Source organism: Luteibacter sp. dw_328, assembly GCF_018449605.1.
GTDB lineage: Bacteria > Pseudomonadota > Gammaproteobacteria > Xanthomonadales > Rhodanobacteraceae > Luteibacter.
The window spans coordinates 433,022-451,739 of record NZ_JAAVUW010000005.1 but is presented as its reverse complement, the minus strand read 5'-3'; the positions used below and the strand labels follow the sequence as shown (position 1 = coordinate 451,739).

Genomic DNA, 18,718 nt, shown 5'->3' with positions numbered 1-18,718 from the left:
AGAACGCGGAGGCGCTCACGGTTCGGGCGAATTTGCGGGAAAGGCCTCTTTGTCCACGTCGAGGTGACTCGCTGCGAGCGCGACCTGGGTTCGGTTGGAAACACCGAGCTTGCGCATGATCGCAGTCATATGCGCTTTGACTGTCGCTTCCGAGACGGTGAGCTCATAGGCGATCTGCTTATTGAGCAAGCCCTCGGCGATCATGTTCAGTACACGAAACTGCTGAGGTGTGAGCGAAGCGACGCGAGCCGCAACATCCGCCTCGTCGGGCTTCAACTCCACATTGCCGCCGACCAGCTTATGCGGTAGCCACACGTCACCATCGAGCACGGCACGCACGGCTTCGACAATGTCGTCCACGGCTGCCGATTTCGGAATGTAGGCGGACGCACCGTGCGCAAGCGCACGCCTGGCTACCTGCGCCTCCTCGTGTCCGGAAACGACGATCGTAGGCAGCCCCGGATACTGGCCGCGAATGTGGGCGAGCGCGGAGTAACCGCGCGCTCCCGGCATGTGCAGGTCCATCAACAGCAGGTCGGCGTCGGGCAGTGACTCGATCAGGGCGAACAAGGCCGGAACGCTGTCCGCGGTGTGTACGGTGGCGTCGGGCAAGGCTGCCAGGACCGCGCGCTGCAAGGCGTCGCGGAACAGCGGATGGTCGTCGGCGATCAGGACATCGGACATGGGGAGCTACTTGATCAGTCGTTCTTCCACCAGGCTCTTCACCACCGAGGGATCGGCGAGTGTCGAGATGTCGCCCAGCTGGTCGGGCTGGTTCTCGGCAATCTTGCGCAGGATGCGGCGCATGATCTTGCCCGAACGTGTCTTCGGTAGTCCCGGCGCCCACTGCAGGAAATCCGGCGCGGCGATCGGACCGATTTCCTTGCGCACGCCGGCGATGAGCTCCTTGCGAAGTTCGTCACTGCCGTTCTCGCCCGCCACGAGAGTCACATACGCGTAAATGCCCTGGCCCTTGATGTCGTGATGGCAGCCGACCACGGCGGCCTCGGCCACCTTGTGGTTGGCTACCAGCGCGCTCTCGACCTCCGCTGTTCCGATACGGTGGCCGGAAACGTTGATGACGTCGTCCACGCGGCCGGTGATCCAGTAGTAGCCGTCTTCGTCGCGGCGAGCGCCGTCGCCGGTGAAGTAGTTACCGGGATAGGTCTTGAAATAGGTGTCGACGAAGCGCTGGTGATCGCCATACACCGTACGCATCTGCCCCGGCCAGGAATTGGTGATGACCAGGTTGCCGCTGCAGGCGCCTTCCTGGGGCTTGCCATCGGTGTCGACGATGGCCGGCGTGATCCCGAAGAACGGCAGTGTGGCCGAACCCGGCTTCAGGTCGGTGGCGCCGGGTAGCGGCGTGATGAGGATGCCGCCGGTCTCGGTCTGCCACCAGGTATCGACGATGGGGCAACGCTCTTCGCCGACGACGCGGTAATACCAGTTCCAGGCCTCGGGATTGATCGGCTCGCCGACCGTACCCAGCAGGCGCAAGGATTTGCGCGAGGTCTTCTTTACCGGTTCCTCGCCCTCGCGCATGAGCGCGCGGATGGCTGTGGGCGCGGTGTAAAACAGGGTGACCTGGTGCTTGTCGACCACCTGCCAGAAGCGGCTGAAATCCGGATAGTTCGGCACGCCGTCGAACATCACCACGGTGGCGCCGTTGGCGAGCGGGCCGTACACCACATAGCTATGGCCGGTGATCCAACCGACGTCCGCCGTGCACCAATAAACGTCATCCTCGCGTACGTCGAAAATCAGCTCGTGGGTCATGCTGGCGTAAACGAGGTAACCACCGCTGGTGTGAAGCACCCCCTTCGGCAGTCCCGTGGATCCGGAGGTGTAGAGGGTGAACAGCGGGTCTTCCGCGTTCATCGGCTCGGGCAGGCAGTCGCTCGATTGCCCTTCCATCAGGGTGTGGTACCAGCGGTCGCGGGGCGACTGCAGATGGATGGCGCCGCCCGTGCGACGGACCACGATGACCGTCTCGACGCTGTGGGTGTGCGGTCGCGTGAGCGACTCGTCCACATTGGCCTTGAGCGGGATCTTCTTGCCGCCACGGCAACCTTCATCGGCGGTGATGACGAGCTTGGCGCCGGAATCGGCAATACGGCCGGCGAGCGAATCGGGCGAGAAGCCGCCGAACACCACCGAATGGATGGCGCCGATGCGCGCGCAGGCCAGCATGGCCACCGCGGCTTCGGGGATCATCGGCAGGTAGATGATGACCCGGTCACCCTTCACCACGCCAAGGTTCTTCAGCGTGTTGGCGAACTTGCACACCTCGGCGTGGAGTTCGCGGTAGGTCAGGCTGCGTGACTCGTTCGGATCGTCGCCTTCGAAGATGATGGCGGTCTTGTCGCCCCGCTTCTCCAGGTGGCGGTCCAGGCAGTTGGCGGCGACGTTGAGCGTGCCGTCCTCGTACCACTTGATGTACAGGTCCTTCGGGTCGTACGAGACGTTCTTGATCGTCGTCGGCGGCGTGACCCAGTCGAGCCGGCCGCTCATGTCCTTCCAGAAGCCCTCGGGATCCGCGATGGACCGGGCATACATGCGCTGGTAGTCGTCCTTGCGGATGTGCGCCCTGGCGGCAAAGGCGGGATCGACCGGGTGGATATCGGACATGCGTTCTTCCTGCGGATGGGCTTGTGGCTATGTCCGGAAGTGTAACGTCGCGGCGCAACATAAGGCTGCGGGGGTGCTACGACTTTGGTCGAGGTTCGACCTTTGGCGAATGGATGCCCGGGCTGGTGTGTCACATGCTCAGCTCGCCAATGGTTGGGGAGACCATGATGAAGACGAACCGTTCCGGTGGCCGCAAGGCCATCGCCCTGAGTGTCGCCTGTGCCTTGATGCTGCCAATGGCCGCATTGCCGGATCTGGCCCACGCCCAGTCGAAAGCGAAGACGAAGAAGACCACAGGCCACGAAGCGGAGCTCGAAGCCCGCGTGAACTCGCTCGAGCAGCAGCTCGCCGAGCTCAAGGCCATGATCCAGGAACAGAAGGCCGAGACCACCCAGGCCACGTCCACGGCCCAGGCCGCGCAGACGCAGGCCCAGGCGACCGACGAGAAGGTGACCAAGGTCGAGAAGGTCGTCGCGACCGTTCCGGCGAAACCGGCCTTTGCCACCGGCACCGCGCCGGGCGTCTCGCTCGCGCTGCACGGCTTCATCGACGTCAGCGCCTTCAGCCAGAACCGGGCTTACACGTACGGTAACGGCCAGAACGCCGAGTACCCCATCCCGTCGGACGGCGCCGGACACGCCAACGGCCGGGTCAGCGGCGTCGACGTGCGCAATACACGCTTCTGGCTCGACTTCGCCGGCGCCAAGTTCAACGAGAACTGGAACGGCAGCGGTCGCATCGAAATGGACTTCTTCGGCGGCTTCAACGGCACGGGTGCCTACGCAGGTTCACAGCCCGAGCAGCGCCTGCGCCAGGCCTACTTCGATATCAGCAATCCGAACTCGGGCACGACGATTCGCGTCGGCCAGATGTGGGACCTCATGTTCCCGCTGGATTACATCCCGCAATCGCTCTCGCATATCGCCTTTCCGCTCGGTTACGGCAGCGGTGTGATCGGCTGGCGTTTCCCGGGCGCGATCTTCATGCAGGATCTCAACCACGGCGCCGAAGGCACCAAGTGGCGGCTGGATGTCGCGGCACTTCAAGGCACCTGGAACGGTCGTGCCGGCGGCACCGATACGAACAACTTCCTCACCCAGGGTAACGCCGGCTTCAGGCCGCAGTTCGAAGCACGCCTGACGGCGAAGGGCGGCAACTGGGCCGCGTTCCTCGCCGGTCACTACAGCAAGATCGACCTGAGTGGCGTCGAGGGCAATAACCCGACCCCGATCAAGAAGAACCTCTCGAGCACGGCTGTCGAACTCGGCGGCATTTGGTCGCCCGGTCAGTTCATCCTCAAGTCCGCGGTTTACTCCGGCAACGCGATCGGCGAAATCTTCGGCAACCTCTCGCAGTTCGGCGACATCAAGGAGAAGGGTGGCTATCTGCAGGCCGGCTACAAGTTCGACACGCACTGGACGCTGTATGGCTTCGCGTCGGTCAGCAAGCCCGATACGGACGACGTGCTGCGCTGGCGTGCCGCGAACACCGTCGGCCTGCTGAAGAACCGCCAGACGGCTGGCAGCCTGCAGTACACCACCGGTCCCTTCGACTTCAGCCTCGAATTGATCCACTCCAACCTCGACTCGACCACCGTCAACGGCCTCGGCCGCGAGAAGACCTCGGGTAACGAACTCACCCTCAACGGTATGTACCGGTTCTGATTGGAGAGCACCATGGCGACTACTGCTAGCGGCCTTCGTGCCGACGGCACCATTGGAACCAGCCACAGACGCGTGATTCTCGCGTCGAGCCTGGGCACGGTTTTCGAATGGTATGACTTCTACCTTTACGGCTCGCTTGCCGCGATCATCGGCAAGCAGTTCTTCACCGGCCTGAACGAGACCAGCCAGTTCATCTTCGCGCTGCTCGCCTTTGCCGCCGGTTTCGCCGTGCGTCCGTTCGGTGCCATTGTGTTCGGGCGCGTGGGCGATCTGATCGGCCGCAAGTACACGTTCCTGATCACCATCATCATCATGGGTACCTCGACCTTCCTGGTCGGCGTCCTACCCGGTTATTCGACGATGGGTGTACTCGCGCCGGTGTTGTTGATCGTGCTTCGCCTGCTACAGGGCCTTGCGCTCGGCGGCGAGTACGGTGGTGCGGCCACGTATGTCGCGGAGCACGCGCCTCCCGGCAAACGCGGCCTCTATACGAGCTTCATCCAGATCACGGCGACCTTCGGCCTCTTCCTGTCGCTACTGGTCATCCTCGGCACGCGCCTGGGCCTGGGTACCGAAAGCTTCGAAGCCTGGGGCTGGCGTATTCCGTTCCTGCTCTCCTCCATCCTGGTCGGCGTGTCGGTGTACATCCGCATGCAGTTGCACGAGTCGCCGGTGTTCCAGCAGATGAAGGCCGAGGGCAAGCAGTCCAAGGCACCGCTGACCGAAGCCTTCGGCCAGTGGAAGAACCTTCGCCTGGTGATCCTCGCCCTGCTAGGCGCGACGGCGGGACAGGCGGTGGTCTGGTACACGGGCCAGTTCTATTCCCTGTACTTCCTGACCCAGAGCCTGAAAATCGATGGCACGACGGCGAACCTGTTGATCGCAGCGGCACTGCTCATCGGAACGCCGTTCTTCGTGTTCTTCGGTTGGCTGTCGGACAAGGTGGGACGCAAGCCCGTCGTGCTCGCCGGTTGCCTGCTCGCGGCGCTGACCATGTTCCCGATCTTCAAGGGTCTGACGCACTTCGGTAACCCGGCGATCGAAACCGCTGCCGCCACGGCACCGGTCGTCGTCACCGCCGACCCGAATGCCTGCTCCTTCCAGTTCGATCCGGTCGGCAAGAAAACCTTCACCAGCTCGTGCGATGTCGCCAAGAGCGTACTGGCCAAGAAGGGCATTCCGTATACCAACGCGGCGGCGCCTGCCGGCACGCTGGCGACGGTGAAGATCGGTGACGAGGTCATCGAGTCGTTCGAAGGCGCTGGCCTGGAGAAGGCGGACTTCACGGCGAAGAGCAAGGATTTCACCGGCAAGGTCACCGCGCAGGTCAAGACGGCGGGTTATCCGGAGAAAGCGGATCCGTCCCAGTCCAACTACCCGATGCTCATCGTGTTGCTTGCCATCCTCGTGCTTTACGTGACCATGGTGTACGGACCGATCGCCGCGTGGCTGGTCGAGATGTTCCCGACGCGTATCCGCTATACCTCGATGAGCCTGCCGTATCACATCGGTAACGGCTGGTTCGGCGGCTTCGTGCCAACCATCGGCTTCATGCTGGTCGCGTGGAAGGGCGATATCTACTACGGCCTCTGGTATCCGGTGGTCGTGGCATTGATGACCGTGGTGATCGGTTTGTTCTTCGTGCGCGAAACGAAGGACGTGCCGCTGGATCATTGAGGACGCAGATACGCTTGTAACGACAACGGCCGGTCCTCAGGATCGGCCGTTGTCGTTACGCCCTGCTCGGTAGGAGCCGATTCATCGGCGATAGGGTGCTCGCCTCACCCTTGCCCGCTGCCGCGGGATCGCCGATGAATCGGCTCCTACGGGGGCGGTCTCGCAGCCGCGAGGCGCAGCTCGGCGTAGGTCTCGACGAGCCGCTCCAGTGAGAACGCAAGGTTCCTGCCGCTGGGATTGGGCAGCACCCAGGCGACGGAGCCCTTCAGCGCGACCGGCTGCCGTCCCCACGAAATCTCTCGCGTCCCGGTGAGCGCGGCGTAGGCCGCCTTGCCCAGGAACGCAACGAAGCGCGGCGCATAGGTCGCGACCTTTGCGTCGAAGCCCGCGGCAGCGTCGACGAAGTCCTGCTTCGAAAGCTCGTCGGCGGCCGCGGTCGGCCGATCGACCACCGTCGTCAGGCCGCAACCGTAGTCGAGGATGCGGCGATCGTCTTCAGGCCTGAGCTCTTCAGGCGTGAACCCTGCCAGGTGGATCACCCGCCAGAACCGGTTCGCACGTCCTTCGAAATGATGGCCGGAAGCGGCGGCGGCCAGCCCGGGGTTGATCCCGCAGAACAGCACCGAGAGCTGCCCGGCGATGATGTCGGGCAAGCCGCTACTCATCCGGCGATCACGCCGACCGCCTTTTGCGCGAGCTTTCGCAGCTCCGCACGGGAGCTGCCTGCGCGGGCGCGAATCGCGATGGTATGCATCGTCGCGGAGACAAGCATGGCGAGTGCCTCGAGATCGGCGTCCTTCTTCAGCTCGCCAGCGTCGCGGGCCTCGCGCAGCCGCGTCTCGAAGTCGGCATCGAGCTTGCGAAAGCCGCCGGTGACCACGTCCTGGATTTCCGGATCGCCCAGCGCCTCGGTAATGGCCGTGCCTACGACGAAGCAACCGCGCACATGCTCGTCACCGGAGAAATAGATGTCCAGCGCGGCGTCGTAAACCCGCATGAGCACCTCGGTCAGGGTGCCAGGGCCGGCCAGCGCCACGCCCATGACGGCGAACTTGATGCCCCAGTAATCGGCCAGGGCGCGCAGGTAAATCGTGTGCTTGTCGCCGAAGGCGGCGCGAAGGCTCGGCCGGTTCATGCCGGTCGCGGCCGAAAGGTCGTCCAGCGAGGTGCCGGCATAGCCGGTTTTCCAGAAGGCGTCGGCGGCGCGGCGCAGGGCCACGTCCGGTTCGTAGGCGCGAGGCCGCCCACGCGGCCGTTTTTCAGTCTTTTCCATTTTTGTACCACCGTGCATAAAAACCCTTGAAGTCGGGCTTGCCCAAACATATTATACGAACCGGTACAAAATTCAATTCTCCTGACCTCACCGGTAGTCGCATCGTATGAACAGCAAGCTGCGCTGGTCCCTCATGGCCGCTCTCCCCCTCCTGATGATCGGGGTGGGCGGCGCCCGGTTCCTCGGCGGACAGGGCGACGTCGAGACCGACGACGCCTTTGTTCGTTCGGCCAGGGACTCGATCAATGCCCGGATCTCCGGCCAGGTGGTCGATATCGCCGTTCACGAGAATGAGCGCGTCCATAAGGGCCAGCTGCTGTTCCGCGTCGACCCGGAGCCCTACCGGATCGCCGTCGAGCAGGCCGAAGCCCGCCTTGGCAGCGCGCGGCTGCAGATCGAGGCGCTCAAGGCCACGTACCGCCAGCAGTTGGCGGAGGTGCAATCGGCCAGGGACTCCGCCGATTTCGACGGGAAGGAATACGAGCGGAAGAAGGCACTGCTCGCCTCCGATTTCGCCTCGCGCGCGTCTTTTGAGCGGGCGGACACGGACGTGAGAGTGGCGCGGCAGCACATCGCCTCGGCCCAGCAGGCGGTGTCCAATACGATCGCCGGCCTGAACGGCGATCCGGACATCGACGTCAACAAGCACCCGACGGTGCTCGAAGCCAGGGCGCAGCTGGACCGCGCAAGGCTGGACCTCTCCTACGCCGATGTCGTCGCGCCCGACGACGGCATCGTGACGCGCGTCGACGACCTCCAGGTGGGCGACTTCGTCAACGGCGGCACGACCGTGTTCTCGATGATGTCGACGCGTGATGTCTGGATCGAAGCGAACTTCCGCGAAACCGGGCTCACCGACATGCGTACCGGCCAGCGAGCCACCGTGGAGGTCGACGCGTATCCAGGGCATTCCTTCAAGGCGCACATCGTCAGCATGAGCCCGGGCACGGGTTCCGAGTTCGCTGTGTTGCCCCCCGAGAACGCCACGGGCAACTGGGTCAAGGTGGTGCAACGTCTGCCGGTGCGGCTCGAACTCGACGCCATCGACCCCAAGTGGCCGCTGTACTCCGGCATCAGTGTCACCGCGAAGGTGGACACGCGCAGCGCCTCGAAAGCCCCATGAACACCCTCGTCGCTCCGCACAGCACGCCGGGCGCGCACCGCATGCTCATTGTGGCGGGCCTCATCGCCACGTTCATGTCGGCGGTCAACATCTCGATGCCGAACGCGGCCCTGCTGCACATCCAGGGCGGCCTTTCCATGACCGACGACGAGGTCGGCTGGATCTTCTCGTCGTACATCGCGGCCAGCGCGATCGTCATGCCGATGACGCATTGGCTGGCGGGACGGTTCGGCCGAAAGAAGATCTTCCAAGTGTCGATGGCGCTCTTCACGGTCGCCCTGCTGCTGGACACGATGGCCACCACGCCCCTGCAGTTCGTCGCGGCCCGCGTCCTTCAAGGCGCGGCCAGCGCCACGCTTGCGCCGCTGTCCATGGCGATCCTGCTGGACGAGCTGCCGCCGCTACGTCACGGCCATATCGGCATCGTCTGGGCGGTGACCGCGCTGCTCGGCATCCTGAGTGGCCCGGCCATCGGCGGGTACCTGAGCGAGTACTACGGATGGCACAGCATTTTCTATGTGAGCTTGCCGGTCGCTGTGCTGATCCTTGCGGCGATGGGCCTGTTCCTGCGTGAGAAGAAAGCCGCGAGCAGCCCGCGCTTCGACTTCTTCGGTTTCGTGACGTTCTCGTCCGGTATCGCCGGCCTACAGATGTTCCTCGATCGCGGCGAGCGGCTCGAATGGTTCTGCTCGCCGGAAATCTGGATCGAGGCGATCGTCGCCGTGCTGGGCTTCTATCTGTACATCGTGCACGTGATGACCCAGGAAGAGCACTTCCTCAACCGGGCCATGTTCAAGGATCGTAACTTCACGGTGTCGGCCGCGTTGTACTTCGTGTTCGGCTTCGTCCTGTTGCCGACGCTGGCGCTCACCTCGCCGATGCTCGAAGAGTTGCTCGGCTACCCAGCTGATACGGCGGGCTTGCTCGCAATACCGCGCGGCGCGGCTCTGATCGGCGCGTTGCTGCTCACCTGGCGCGTACCGAAGCGTCTCGACAACCGCCTGTTCATCGTCGCCGGCATGGCTCTTGTCGTCTACGGCAACTGGCGGATGCTCGGCTACTCGCCGCTGATGGATCGCTGGCCCGTGGTAATCGCCGGCATGTTGCAAGGCGCGGGCCTCGGCGTGCTCATGCCCGCACTCACGCGTGCCGCCTTCAGTACCCTCAGCCCGACGTTGCGCTCGCAGGGCACCGCCTTCTTCAATCTGGCGCGCCTCTACGGAAGCACCATCGGTATCTCGATCGTGCAGACCTACTTCTACAACAATACGCAGGCCGTGCATCTTTCGCTTGCGAAGCACCTGCGGCCTTATGGCCCCGTCGCTGACGCGACCGGCGCGTTGTCGGGTTCCCATCTTGCGCAGATCAACGAGTTGGTGACCGGCCAGGCAGCGATGGTCGCCATGATCGGCCAGTTCAAGCTCCTGATGATCGCCATGCTCGTAGTAAGTCCCCTCGTCCTCTTCCTTCGCAAACCGCGCCCGGCCAACTGACTCTCGGAGTCGCCCATGAAACTCGTCAAAACGGTACTCGCCGCCTCTACGTTCGCGCTGCTCGCCGGCTGTATGGTCGGGCCGGATTTCGAAAAGCCCGCGGCACCCGCCTCGAAGCACTACGACATTCAGGCGGAGCACGCGCTTGCCGGCACCGGCGCGCAGCACATCGACTTCGACAGGAAGATCGACGGTGACTGGTGGTCGTCGCTCGGTTCATCGAAGCTCGACCTGGTGATGCACAAGGCGATCGACGGCAATCTGGGCTTGGAAGCGGCGGATGCCACCATCGCGCAGGCTAACGAGGCCGTGACATCCGTCCGCGGTGCGTTGAGCCCGCAGGTCGATTTCGGTGCGCAGGTTGGACGCGAGCGCGCGGCCGGCGCCAGTGGCTTCGGTACGTCGAATTTCTACGCGGTGGGACCGCGCGTGAGTTTCGACCTCGATCTGTTCGGTGGTACGAAGCGCCGCGTCGAAGAACAGGCTGCGCTCGCAGAATCGCAGAGGCATCGCTTCGACGCGGCCTACCTGACCGTCACCGGGGACGTCGCGACCCAAGCCCTTTCGCTGGCCTCGGCACGCGCGCAGATCGCTGCCGTGGAGAGCCTCCTCGCCAACGACCGCAAAAATCTCGAGCTCGTGCAGACAGCCCATCGCTACGGCAGTGCCACGCAGGTCGACGTCGCGACGGCGACGACGCAACTCGCACAGGACGAAACACTGCTCCCCCCGCTTGCGCAACAACGCGACACGGCGGCACACGCGCTCTCCGTCCTTGCCGGCAAGGGCCCGGCAGACTGGACGCCGCCGGACTTCGATCTCACTGACTTCGCGCTTCCCGCCCAATTGCCTGTGACGTTGCCTTCGGATCTCGCGCATGATCGCCCGGACATTCTCGAGGCCGAGTCGCAGTTGCATGCCGCCAGCGCCGCCATTGGCGTAGCGACCGCCGACCTGTATCCGCATCTGAATCTCTCCGGATCACTCACTCGCGTGGGCCCTGCGCCCGGCATTGGCACGCTGTGGGGTCTCGCTGCCGGCCTGACGGCACCGATCTTCAATGGCGGAACGCTGAAGGCAAACCAGCGTGGTGCGGTCGATGGGTACAAGGCAGCGCTCGCGACGTATCAGCAGACCGTAGTGACGTCGTTGGGGCAGGTGGCCGACGTACTACAGGCCGTCAATCACGACAGCGAGGAATATGCGGCGCAGGATCGTGCGCTCGCGTCTGCCGAACTCAGCCTGCGGTTGAATCGCGAGGGCTACAAGGCCGGCGAGACAGGTGTGCTGCAGGTCATCGACGCCGAGCGCTCCTATCAGCGCGCCCTGATCGGGCAGATCCAGGCGAAGACCGTGCAGTACCAGGACAACGTACAGCTATCCATCGCACTTGGCGGCAATTCCGACGAAGCATTCCAGCGCAGGGCGGCGTACCGTGACGAGCAAGCGATGGCGGGTGAACCCACTAACGGAGGAAAACCATGAGTGCCCTTGATACCTTTCGTCACACCCGTATTCCCCTCGCGCACGGCACGGGGGCCATCCCGGCCGTCGGTTTCGGTACGCTGATTCCCGACCGCGAAAAGGGACGTGCCGCCATCAAGACGGCGCTCGAGGTGGGGTTCCTCCATCTCGACGCCGCCGAGGCGTATCGCAATGAAGACATCGTCGGCGATGTGATCAAGGAAGCGATCGACAACGGTGTCGTTCGTCGCGAAGACCTCTTCGTGACGACGAAGCTGTGGAACAACAATCACAGGCCTGAGCGCGTCAAGCCCGCGCTCGAGGCGAGCCTGCGGCGCTTGCAGGTCGACTACGCCGACGCCTATCTGATCCACACGCCGTTCGCGTTCGCCCCCGGCGACGACCAGTACCCGAAAGATGCCGACGGCGGCCCGCTGTACGACAAAGGCATCACCCTGCTGGATACCTGGCGGGCGATGGAGAACCTCGTCGACGAAGGCTTGGCCAGGGCCATCGGCCTGTCGGATGTGAAGCTCGATGCGGTGAAGGAAATCGTCGCGAACGCGCGCATCAAACCGGCCATCGTGCAGGTCGAGTCGCATCCGTATCTGCCCGAGTGGGAGCTGCTCGAGTTCTGCAAGGCGAACGGCATCGTGCTGCTTGCGTTCGCACCGCTCGGTCACGGCATGGAGCCGAGCCTTCACGACGACCCCGTGCTGAAGGCGATTGGCGAGCGTATCGGCGAAACGCCTGCGCACGTCGCTCTTGCCTGGGCACTGCAACGCGGCACCGCCTTCCTCACCACATCGACCAACCCCGCACACATCCGCGAGAACTTCGAGATCTCCCCTTTGCCCCCCGAAGCACTCCAGGAAATCCGCGACGGCATCACCACCACCAACATCCGGCTCAACGACGTCGTCCACACTGGCCTCCCCGGCTTCATCCCCCGGGAAAACCGTAAATAATCCAGCGCACACCCGCTCGCACACGCGCCCGGTAGGAGCCGATTCATCGGCGAAGCTCTCCTTGACGACCCCGCAGCCTCCCCCTACGATGCGAATCATTCGCATTTAGGGGAGGCCCCATCGCCACGATCGCACGCATCGCCCTCGCCATCGTCGGCGGTTACATCACCGTTTCCCTGTGGACGTTCCTCCTCGGCCGCCTCATTCCCGGTGACCGCCCCGGTGCAGGCTTCACGGCAACGATGCTCTCGTTCCTGCTCTACGCAGGCTGCTTCGTGTGGGTCTTCGGTGCGAAGCGTCTGGGCCGGACCAGCGCGATCATGGCCGCGCTTGCCGTCGCCGCAGCACTCGGCATCGCACTCACATGAGTGTCGGCTTCCGTCAGTCCCAGGCCAGCCTGCACACGTGGTCGGGCCTTATCGTCGGCTGGGTGCTGTACGCGATGTTCCTTGCCGGCACGGTGAGCTTCTGGCGCGAGGAGATCACTCGCTGGGCACAGCCGGAGATCGGTGTGCGCCAGCCTGCCCGGATCGATGTCGCCCATGCGCAACGCTACCTGGCGATCCACGCAGCGCATGCCGCGGAGTGGATCATTGCGCTGCCGGACGAACGTGCGGCGGGCGTCACCGTCGCCTTCCGCGACAAGGGCACGCCGCGCAGCGCAATGATGGCGCCGATCTACCTCGACGCTCATGGCGAACCTGTGGATGTACGGGCCACCGAAGGCGGCGACTTCTTCTATCGCCTGCACTTCGACATGCACTACATGCCGATCCTGTGGGGGCGATGGCTCGCGGGCCTCTGCGCGATGGCGATGCTCATCGCCATCGTCAGCGGTGTCATCACGCACAAGAAGATCTTCGCGGACTTCTTTACCTTCCGCCCACGCAAGGGACAGCGCAGCTGGCTGGACGGACACAACGCGCTCGCCGTGCTGGCGCTTCCATTCCATCTGATGATTACGTACACCGACCTCGTCACCCTCATGACGTTGTATATGCCCTGGGGCGCCGATGGCTCGAACGGCAGCCGCAATGCTTTGTTCGCGGAAATCATTCCCACGTATGCGACACCCGCCGCCGTCGGCGTGCCGACCCCGCTGATCGACCTTCGTCTCGCGCTCGATGCGGCTGGCGAGGCGTGGAACGGCGGCCATGTCGCCACGCTGAGGATTACCCAGCCGGGCGACGCGTCGGCACGCATCGTTGCCGAGCGCGCCGGCTCGGACCGGATCAGCTCCAACCAGGTGACGGTGCAACTGGACGGCAGCACGGGTGCGGTCATCGCCTCGTCGAAGCCGGAAAGCGCCGGCGTCCTCACGCGCGGCGGGATGATCGGCGTACATGCCGGTCGCTTCGCTCCACTGGAAATGCGCTGGTTGTACTTCCTGCTTGGCGTGGTCGGCACCGCGATGGTCGCCACGGGCCTCGTTCTATGGACCGTGAAGCGCCGCGCGCTCTTGCCTGATCCTTCGCGGCCTCACGTCGGCTTCCGTCTGGTCGAGCGTCTCAACGTCGCCTTCGTCGCGGGCATGCCCTTGGCAATGTCCGCCTTCCTCTGGGCGAACCGTCTGCTTCCTCACGCCATGCACGAACGCGCGGAGTGGGAGATCCACACGATGTTCATCGTATGGGCCGTCGCGCTGCTGCATGTGTGTTTCGTCGCACCACGCAAAGGCTGGATCATCCAGTTCGCGCTGGCCGGCGTATCGCTCGTGACTCTTGCGCTGGGTGACGTAGCCTTTGTGCGCGTGGACTTCATGTGGTTCGACGTTGTCATGGCGCTGTTCGGCGTCGCCTGCCTCGCCATCGCCTGGGGTGTCGGACGACACACGCCTGCGCCGAGACGGCGACGGGAGCACGCATGAGCCTGCTCCTCGCCATCGTTGGCTTCGCTTGTCTCGCTGGCGCAATGAATCGCCACCACGCCGAGGTCATCGGTGGAAAGCCGCCGCGGTCGCGTGCTTACCTTCTTCGTCTGGCCGGATCGGTGGCCCTCGGCGCTTTGCTCATTGTCGAGATGACGCACGACGGCGCCGCGTTCGGTGCGCTACTCGCCTTTGGCTATGCAAGCGCTGGCGCAGGTACGGTGTTGCTTACGCTCACGTTACTGTCCCGGCTTCGCGTGCGACGCTGAGCCCGCCACGCACGACGGTCACAGGATCTTTATCGCCGGCTGCTTAGAGTCGGACGAATGATCGGACCCGTCGACCTTCTCCTTCGTCTCCTCGCCGCCGCCGTGCTCAGCGGCGTGATCGGCATCAACCGTGGTCGCCTCGAGTGGACCGCTGGTCTGCGAACCCACATGCTGGTTGCCGTGGGCGCGGCGCTCGCCATCATCGTCTCGGCCTTCGGCTTCGCCGATGTGCTCAATAATCCGCACGTCGTGCTCGATCCCTCGCGCATTGCCGCCCAGGTGGTGACGGGCGTGGGCTTTCTCGGTGCCGGAACGATCCTCTTCGTGGAGCGCGACCAGATCGTGCGTGGCCTGACCACGGCCGCCAGCTTGTGGGCCGTCGCTTCCGTGGGACTGGCTGCCGGTAGCGGCATGTATGCCGGTGCGGTGATGGCAACGGCCATCATCTGGGTGATCCTCGCACTGCTCAAACCACTGGAACGCAGGCTCACCGGCAAGCCCAAGCGCCGTCCGCGTCTCACGGCAAGGCTTACGGGTTCGAGTGCGCTGAGTGTGTTCGAGACCGCCCTGTCCGAACATCATCTTCCCTTCGCGAAGACCATTCTCCGCAGGGAACCGGATGGCGACGACGTGGTGACCGTGCTGTTCACCAGGCCGGTTCGCAAGGATCAACTCGCCGTGCTTGCCGATGCCCTTCGCGATCTCGAGGGATTCAAAAGCGTCAGCTACGACGCGCCCGATGAAAAGGCGCGCCGTAGCTGATCTCGTCGATCAGTCGCCCTTGGCGGCCGCTTCGATCAACTTCGCGACGTCCGTCGGGTGCGACACCATCACGACGTGCGAGGCGCCCTTGATCACGACGGTCTTCTTCGACTTCGCGCGATCGGCCATCCATGCCAACACCTTCGGCGGAATGTTCTTGTCCGCGTCGCCGTAGATGTGCCACGACGGTACGTGCGTCCACGCCGGCGTGGTCTCCGCTTCATTCAGCGCGGCGTCGGTAATCGGACGCTGACCGGCGGCCATGAGCGCGGCGTCTTTCGCCGGTACGTCGGCGGCGAACTGCAACGGGAACTTGTCCTGCTGGATGTAGAGGTCGTTGCCACCCGTCGACAGCGGCACCGGCGGCGCGAGGGTCGGGCCAAGCGTGCTACCGGGGAACTTGCCCGAGAGGCCTGCGGCGGTTTCGCCGGCTTCCGGCGAGAACGCCGAGACATAGACCAGCGCCCTGACGTTGTCATGGCCTTCCGCGGCTTCGCTGATCACCGAGCCACCGTAGGAGTGACCCACGAGGACGACAGGTGTCTTGATGCTGGCGACGAGGGTGGCCACCTCGGCGGCGTCCGTCTTCACGCTGCGCAGTTCGTTGGGTGCGGCGACGACGGTGTAGCCGTCCTTGTGCAGCTGGCCGATCACGCCGTTCCAGCTGGACGAATCAGCGAACGCGCCGTGGACCAGGACGATGGTCGGCTTGTCGGCAGCGAAGGCGGCCGGGCTGACGGCGATGGCCGCGAACAGGGCCGTGCGGATCAGGGAACGGAACATGGTGGAGCTCCTTGTGCGTTGGTAGTGCCCAGTAAACCGGCCGAACCGACATTTCATTTCAGTCGTGCACGGTGAAATATCGTGCTATCCAATTTCAGCACCGGCCGGTTTCGTTGGCTTTGCCCGGAATCGCCACTGTTCGTGGTTCCTTTCGCGTGCTGTCCACAGTCGTGAAATATCCTGCAAAAGCGCATAAACAAAACGATAAAAATCAGGTTATTACGACGTATTTTGCGGGCAATACCTATACCCTGCCGAAACGACGTATAGGCGCGGCGCGCGGCGGCCTAACCTGAGTTGTGTTTATGCATTGAGGATTCTTATGGCTTCGGCGAGACATGTCAGAGGCGTGTCTCTGATCGAGGTCATGATGGCGGTACTGGTGTTCAGTGTCGGTCTCATTGGCCTCGCTGGGCTGCTGATCACCTCGCTGCGCTCGAATCAGGTCGGTTATCAACGTACCCAGGCCGAGTTCATCGCCATGGGCATGGCCGATCGTATGCGTGCGAACCCGCTCGGCGTCTGGTCAGGCGGTTATAACTCCACGACCTATCCGCTGACCGGCACCCAGGCGTGCACGACAGCGAGTGCCTGCACCCCGGCAAAGCTCGCTCTGCGCGACCAGTACCTATGGAGTAGCCAGCTCACGGCTTTCCTGCCCAATGCGACCGCCTCCATTGCCTGCACCAATGGCGCCACGCCCGACCCTACCCAACTGCTCGTCCGGCCGCCTTATGCCGGCAACTGCGTCATGCAGATCAACTGGACCGAGCGCGCCGCCGGCGACAGCACCCATCAGGCGGTGGTGACGCGATCCTACGTATGGAACTTCCAGCCATGACCGTCGCCGACGTCCGCGCCGTCCGTGGCTTCACGCTCGTCGAACTGATGGTCGCCATGGCCCTGGGCGTGATCGTCGCCGGCGGCATCGTCAGCGCTTTCCTTGCGACGTCGACCAGCAGCCTGGTCCAGACCCAACTGGCGAAGCTGCAGGAAGAAGGCCGGTTCGCCATGACGGCATTGACGACCGATCTGCGCATGACCAACGCCCAGTACTGCTCGAACATGGGTGGCCAGTCGTCCACCCTCTCCAACGGGGTCGTGTCACTGGACCGCTACCTGCGCGCACCCAAGGTGCTGGTCTCCGGCGCCGTCTTCCAGGCGGCACTCAACGACAACACGACCGCGTGGGGCGCGACGAGTGGGGGCAACACCTATCCGGCCTCACCCCTGGCGGCCTTCACCATGCCTTCCTTCGTGTCGCTGCGCGGATACGACTGCACCGTGTCGGCATGTACTCCCGTGGATCCCGCCGACCCCAAGGGCGTGGGAATCCCCCAACAAGGAACCACCCTGGGTAACCGCGTGCCAGGCAGCAGCGTGCTCACCCTGCGCTACCTGGACGGCGCACGTGGCTGGGTGCTGGATGGCATCAACAGCACCATCGCACTCAGTGGCACCACGGTCGCCAGCCTCACGGTCGTCCCGCAGCCCGGGGAGCCACCGCTGACGAACGTCGCGAAGGGCGACCTGATGATGCTTGCGGACTGCAACTCGGCGCAGGTGTTCTCGGCGACGGCATCGGGTACGACGTTTACGCCCGGGTCCAACTACAGCGCTGTCGCCAGGCCCTCAGGGGTGACCCCCAAGCTTTTCGACTTCACTCGCGACTTCCAGACGGTGTCGTATTACCTGCAGGTGGTCGACGACAACAACGGTCACAAGACCGGTGCGCTGATTCGCCGGGTCAACGGCGTCAGTGGCGAGGTAGTGCGGGGCATCGAGCGGCTCGACTTTCTCTACGGCGTCATGGACGCGGCGGGCAACACCAGCTATCGCACCGCCGCGGACATCGACAGCGCCACGGTGTGCCCCTCGTCCACGGTTGCCGTCACCGGCACCGACCCAGGTTGCCTGTGGCGTTCGGTAAAGAGCATTGAGGTGCACATACTCATGGATGGCCAGGTACCCCTCTTCGCGCTGCGGGCACCCGAACTTCAATATCAGTACTACCCGGACACCGGCGTCGTCGGCCTGTCCGCGCCTGACAACACCAGCCGTGCCGTGATGCCGAGCCAGCAAGGCTTCGACAATCACATGCTCCGTCGCGAGTTCACGGCGGTGGTCTCCATCCGGAACTACAACCCATGAACGCGCAACGCGGCGTTGTCCTGGTCCTGGCGATGGTCTTCCTGCTGCTGTTGACGATTCTCGCCATCAGTACCTCGGGACGGTCACTCCTGCAGGAACGCATGGCCGGAGCGATGCGCAACGCGCAGCAGGCAGAGTGGTCGGCGGAGAACGCCCTGCGCGGCGTGGAGTGGAATCTTTTCAGCGGAAATGCCGCCATCGGCTGTTACAACTCGAGCAACCCCTCCACGGTCAGCGCCAAGGTCACCGCATTCCGCCGGTCGTCGGTGTGGCTCACCGATGGCGCCACCGAATACAAGGGCTCCGGCGTCGCCATCGACTACACCACCGCTTCCGCGGACGCGGCGCTGTCTACCGCCGTCATGGCACACAACCCGTGGTACATCGTCGAGTTCCTCGGTCAGGACCTGCCGCCGGGAAGCGGCACGAGCGCCGCGACCGAAGCCGGCTCGAGCGGTTCGGGAACGGCCAAGTTCTATCTGTACCGGATCACGGCGCGAGCGTCGGGCGGCAGTCCGAACACGATCCGCGTTGCGGAATCCACCTTCGTCACGCCGAACCTTGTCGCATGTACGCTGACCTGAAGACGCCCC

The 18,718-nt window shown here is 64.1% G+C and carries 19 protein-coding genes; 14 read left to right on the top strand and 5 right to left on the bottom strand.

Annotation, left to right across the window (positions count from 1 at the left end; translation table 11 throughout):
* Nucleotides 1-15: 15 nt before the first annotated feature.
* Both HB634_RS14680 and acs read right to left on the bottom strand, forming a co-directional pair.
* A complete protein-coding gene (locus HB634_RS14680; protein ID WP_063571458.1) occupies nt 16-684 on the bottom strand; it encodes a response regulator transcription factor in 669 nt (222 codons plus the stop codon).
* A gap of 6 nt (nt 685-690) precedes the next feature.
* Nucleotides 691-2,631: an acetate--CoA ligase gene (acs, locus tag HB634_RS14675; protein ID WP_213949075.1), complete on the bottom strand. Its 1,941-nt coding sequence runs from the start codon at nt 2,629-2,631 to the stop codon at nt 691-693.
* A gap of 164 nt (nt 2,632-2,795) precedes the next feature.
* Between acs and HB634_RS14670 the strand changes: the two genes are divergently transcribed.
* Nucleotides 2,796-4,295 carry a hypothetical protein gene (locus HB634_RS14670; RefSeq protein ID WP_255548601.1) on the top strand — a complete coding sequence of 500 codons (1,500 nt, stop codon included), beginning with the start codon at nt 2,796-2,798 and terminating at the stop codon, nt 4,293-4,295.
* 12 nt (nt 4,296-4,307) lie between these two features.
* Nucleotides 4,308-5,972, top strand: coding sequence for an MFS transporter (locus HB634_RS14665; RefSeq protein ID WP_213949074.1), 1,665 nt, complete (start codon nt 4,308-4,310; stop codon nt 5,970-5,972).
* A 146-nt stretch (nt 5,973-6,118) separates the two neighbouring features.
* Here the strand turns inward: HB634_RS14665 and mug are convergent, their stop codons facing one another.
* Both mug and HB634_RS14655 read right to left on the bottom strand, forming a co-directional pair.
* Nucleotides 6,119-6,625, bottom strand: coding sequence for a G/U mismatch-specific DNA glycosylase (gene mug, locus HB634_RS14660; protein WP_255548600.1), 507 nt, complete (start codon nt 6,623-6,625; stop codon nt 6,119-6,121).
* 8 nt (nt 6,626-6,633) lie between these two features.
* The gene (locus HB634_RS14655) at nt 6,634-7,245 is read right to left on the bottom strand and encodes a TetR/AcrR family transcriptional regulator (protein ID WP_213949072.1); all 612 of its coding nucleotides are present in this window, start codon (nt 7,243-7,245) and stop codon (nt 6,634-6,636) included.
* Between the two features lie 106 nt (nt 7,246-7,351).
* Here HB634_RS14655 and HB634_RS14650 point away from each other — a divergent pair, with 106 nt between their 5' ends.
* From HB634_RS14650 to HB634_RS14620, 8 genes are all read left to right on the top strand, one after another.
* Nucleotides 7,352-8,368, top strand: a complete 1,017-nt coding sequence (locus HB634_RS14650) for an HlyD family secretion protein (protein ID WP_255548599.1) — start codon at nt 7,352-7,354, stop codon at nt 8,366-8,368.
* Nucleotides 8,365-9,861: an MDR family MFS transporter gene (locus HB634_RS14645; protein WP_213949071.1), complete on the top strand. Its 1,497-nt coding sequence runs from the start codon at nt 8,365-8,367 to the stop codon at nt 9,859-9,861. Before HB634_RS14650 ends, HB634_RS14645 begins: the two co-directional genes overlap by 4 nt.
* 15 nt (nt 9,862-9,876) lie before the next feature.
* Nucleotides 9,877-11,346, top strand: coding sequence for an efflux transporter outer membrane subunit (locus HB634_RS14640; protein ID WP_213949070.1), 1,470 nt, complete (start codon nt 9,877-9,879; stop codon nt 11,344-11,346).
* Nucleotides 11,343-12,293: an aldo/keto reductase gene (locus tag HB634_RS14635; RefSeq protein ID WP_213949069.1), complete on the top strand. Its 951-nt coding sequence runs from the start codon at nt 11,343-11,345 to the stop codon at nt 12,291-12,293. The genes HB634_RS14640 and HB634_RS14635 overlap by 4 nt, the downstream gene beginning before the upstream one ends.
* Nucleotides 12,294-12,535: 242 nt before the next feature.
* Nucleotides 12,536-12,661: a hypothetical protein gene (locus tag HB634_RS22885; RefSeq protein WP_255548598.1), complete on the top strand. Its 126-nt coding sequence runs from the start codon at nt 12,536-12,538 to the stop codon at nt 12,659-12,661.
* Nucleotides 12,658-14,160 (top strand): PepSY-associated TM helix domain-containing protein, encoded by a 1,503-nt coding sequence (locus HB634_RS14630; RefSeq protein WP_213949068.1) that lies wholly within the window; start codon nt 12,658-12,660, stop codon nt 14,158-14,160. Before HB634_RS22885 ends, HB634_RS14630 begins: the two co-directional genes overlap by 4 nt.
* On the top strand, nt 14,157-14,429 hold the full coding sequence (locus HB634_RS14625) for a DUF3325 domain-containing protein (RefSeq protein ID WP_063571918.1): 273 nt from the start codon (nt 14,157-14,159) through the stop codon (nt 14,427-14,429). Before HB634_RS14630 ends, HB634_RS14625 begins: the two co-directional genes overlap by 4 nt.
* Before the next feature lie 57 nt (nt 14,430-14,486).
* Nucleotides 14,487-15,191: an MgtC/SapB family protein gene (locus HB634_RS14620; RefSeq protein ID WP_213949067.1), complete on the top strand. Its 705-nt coding sequence runs from the start codon at nt 14,487-14,489 to the stop codon at nt 15,189-15,191.
* Between the two features lie 9 nt (nt 15,192-15,200).
* Here the strand turns inward: HB634_RS14620 and HB634_RS14615 are convergent, their stop codons facing one another.
* Nucleotides 15,201-15,974, bottom strand: coding sequence for an alpha/beta hydrolase (locus HB634_RS14615; protein WP_213949066.1), 774 nt, complete (start codon nt 15,972-15,974; stop codon nt 15,201-15,203).
* 71 nt (nt 15,975-16,045) lie between these two features.
* Here HB634_RS14615 and HB634_RS14610 point away from each other — a divergent pair, with 71 nt between their 5' ends.
* The 4 genes from HB634_RS14610 to HB634_RS14595 are packed head-to-tail and all read left to right on the top strand — an operon-like array spanning nt 16,046 to nt 18,709.
* Complete coding sequence (locus HB634_RS14610; protein ID WP_213949065.1) at nt 16,046-16,270, top strand: hypothetical protein; 225 nt, start codon at nt 16,046-16,048, stop codon at nt 16,268-16,270.
* 53 nt (nt 16,271-16,323) lie between these two features.
* Nucleotides 16,324-16,815 (top strand): type IV pilus modification protein PilV, encoded by a 492-nt coding sequence (pilV, locus tag HB634_RS14605; RefSeq protein WP_213949064.1) that lies wholly within the window; start codon nt 16,324-16,326, stop codon nt 16,813-16,815.
* Nucleotides 16,812-18,125 carry a PilW family protein gene (locus HB634_RS14600; protein WP_213949063.1) on the top strand — a complete coding sequence of 438 codons (1,314 nt, stop codon included), beginning with the start codon at nt 16,812-16,814 and terminating at the stop codon, nt 18,123-18,125. Before pilV ends, HB634_RS14600 begins: the two co-directional genes overlap by 4 nt.
* On the top strand, nt 18,122-18,709 hold the full coding sequence (locus HB634_RS14595) for a PilX N-terminal domain-containing pilus assembly protein (RefSeq protein ID WP_213949062.1): 588 nt from the start codon (nt 18,122-18,124) through the stop codon (nt 18,707-18,709). Before HB634_RS14600 ends, HB634_RS14595 begins: the two co-directional genes overlap by 4 nt.
* The last annotated feature ends 9 nt before the right edge of the window (nt 18,710-18,718 follow it).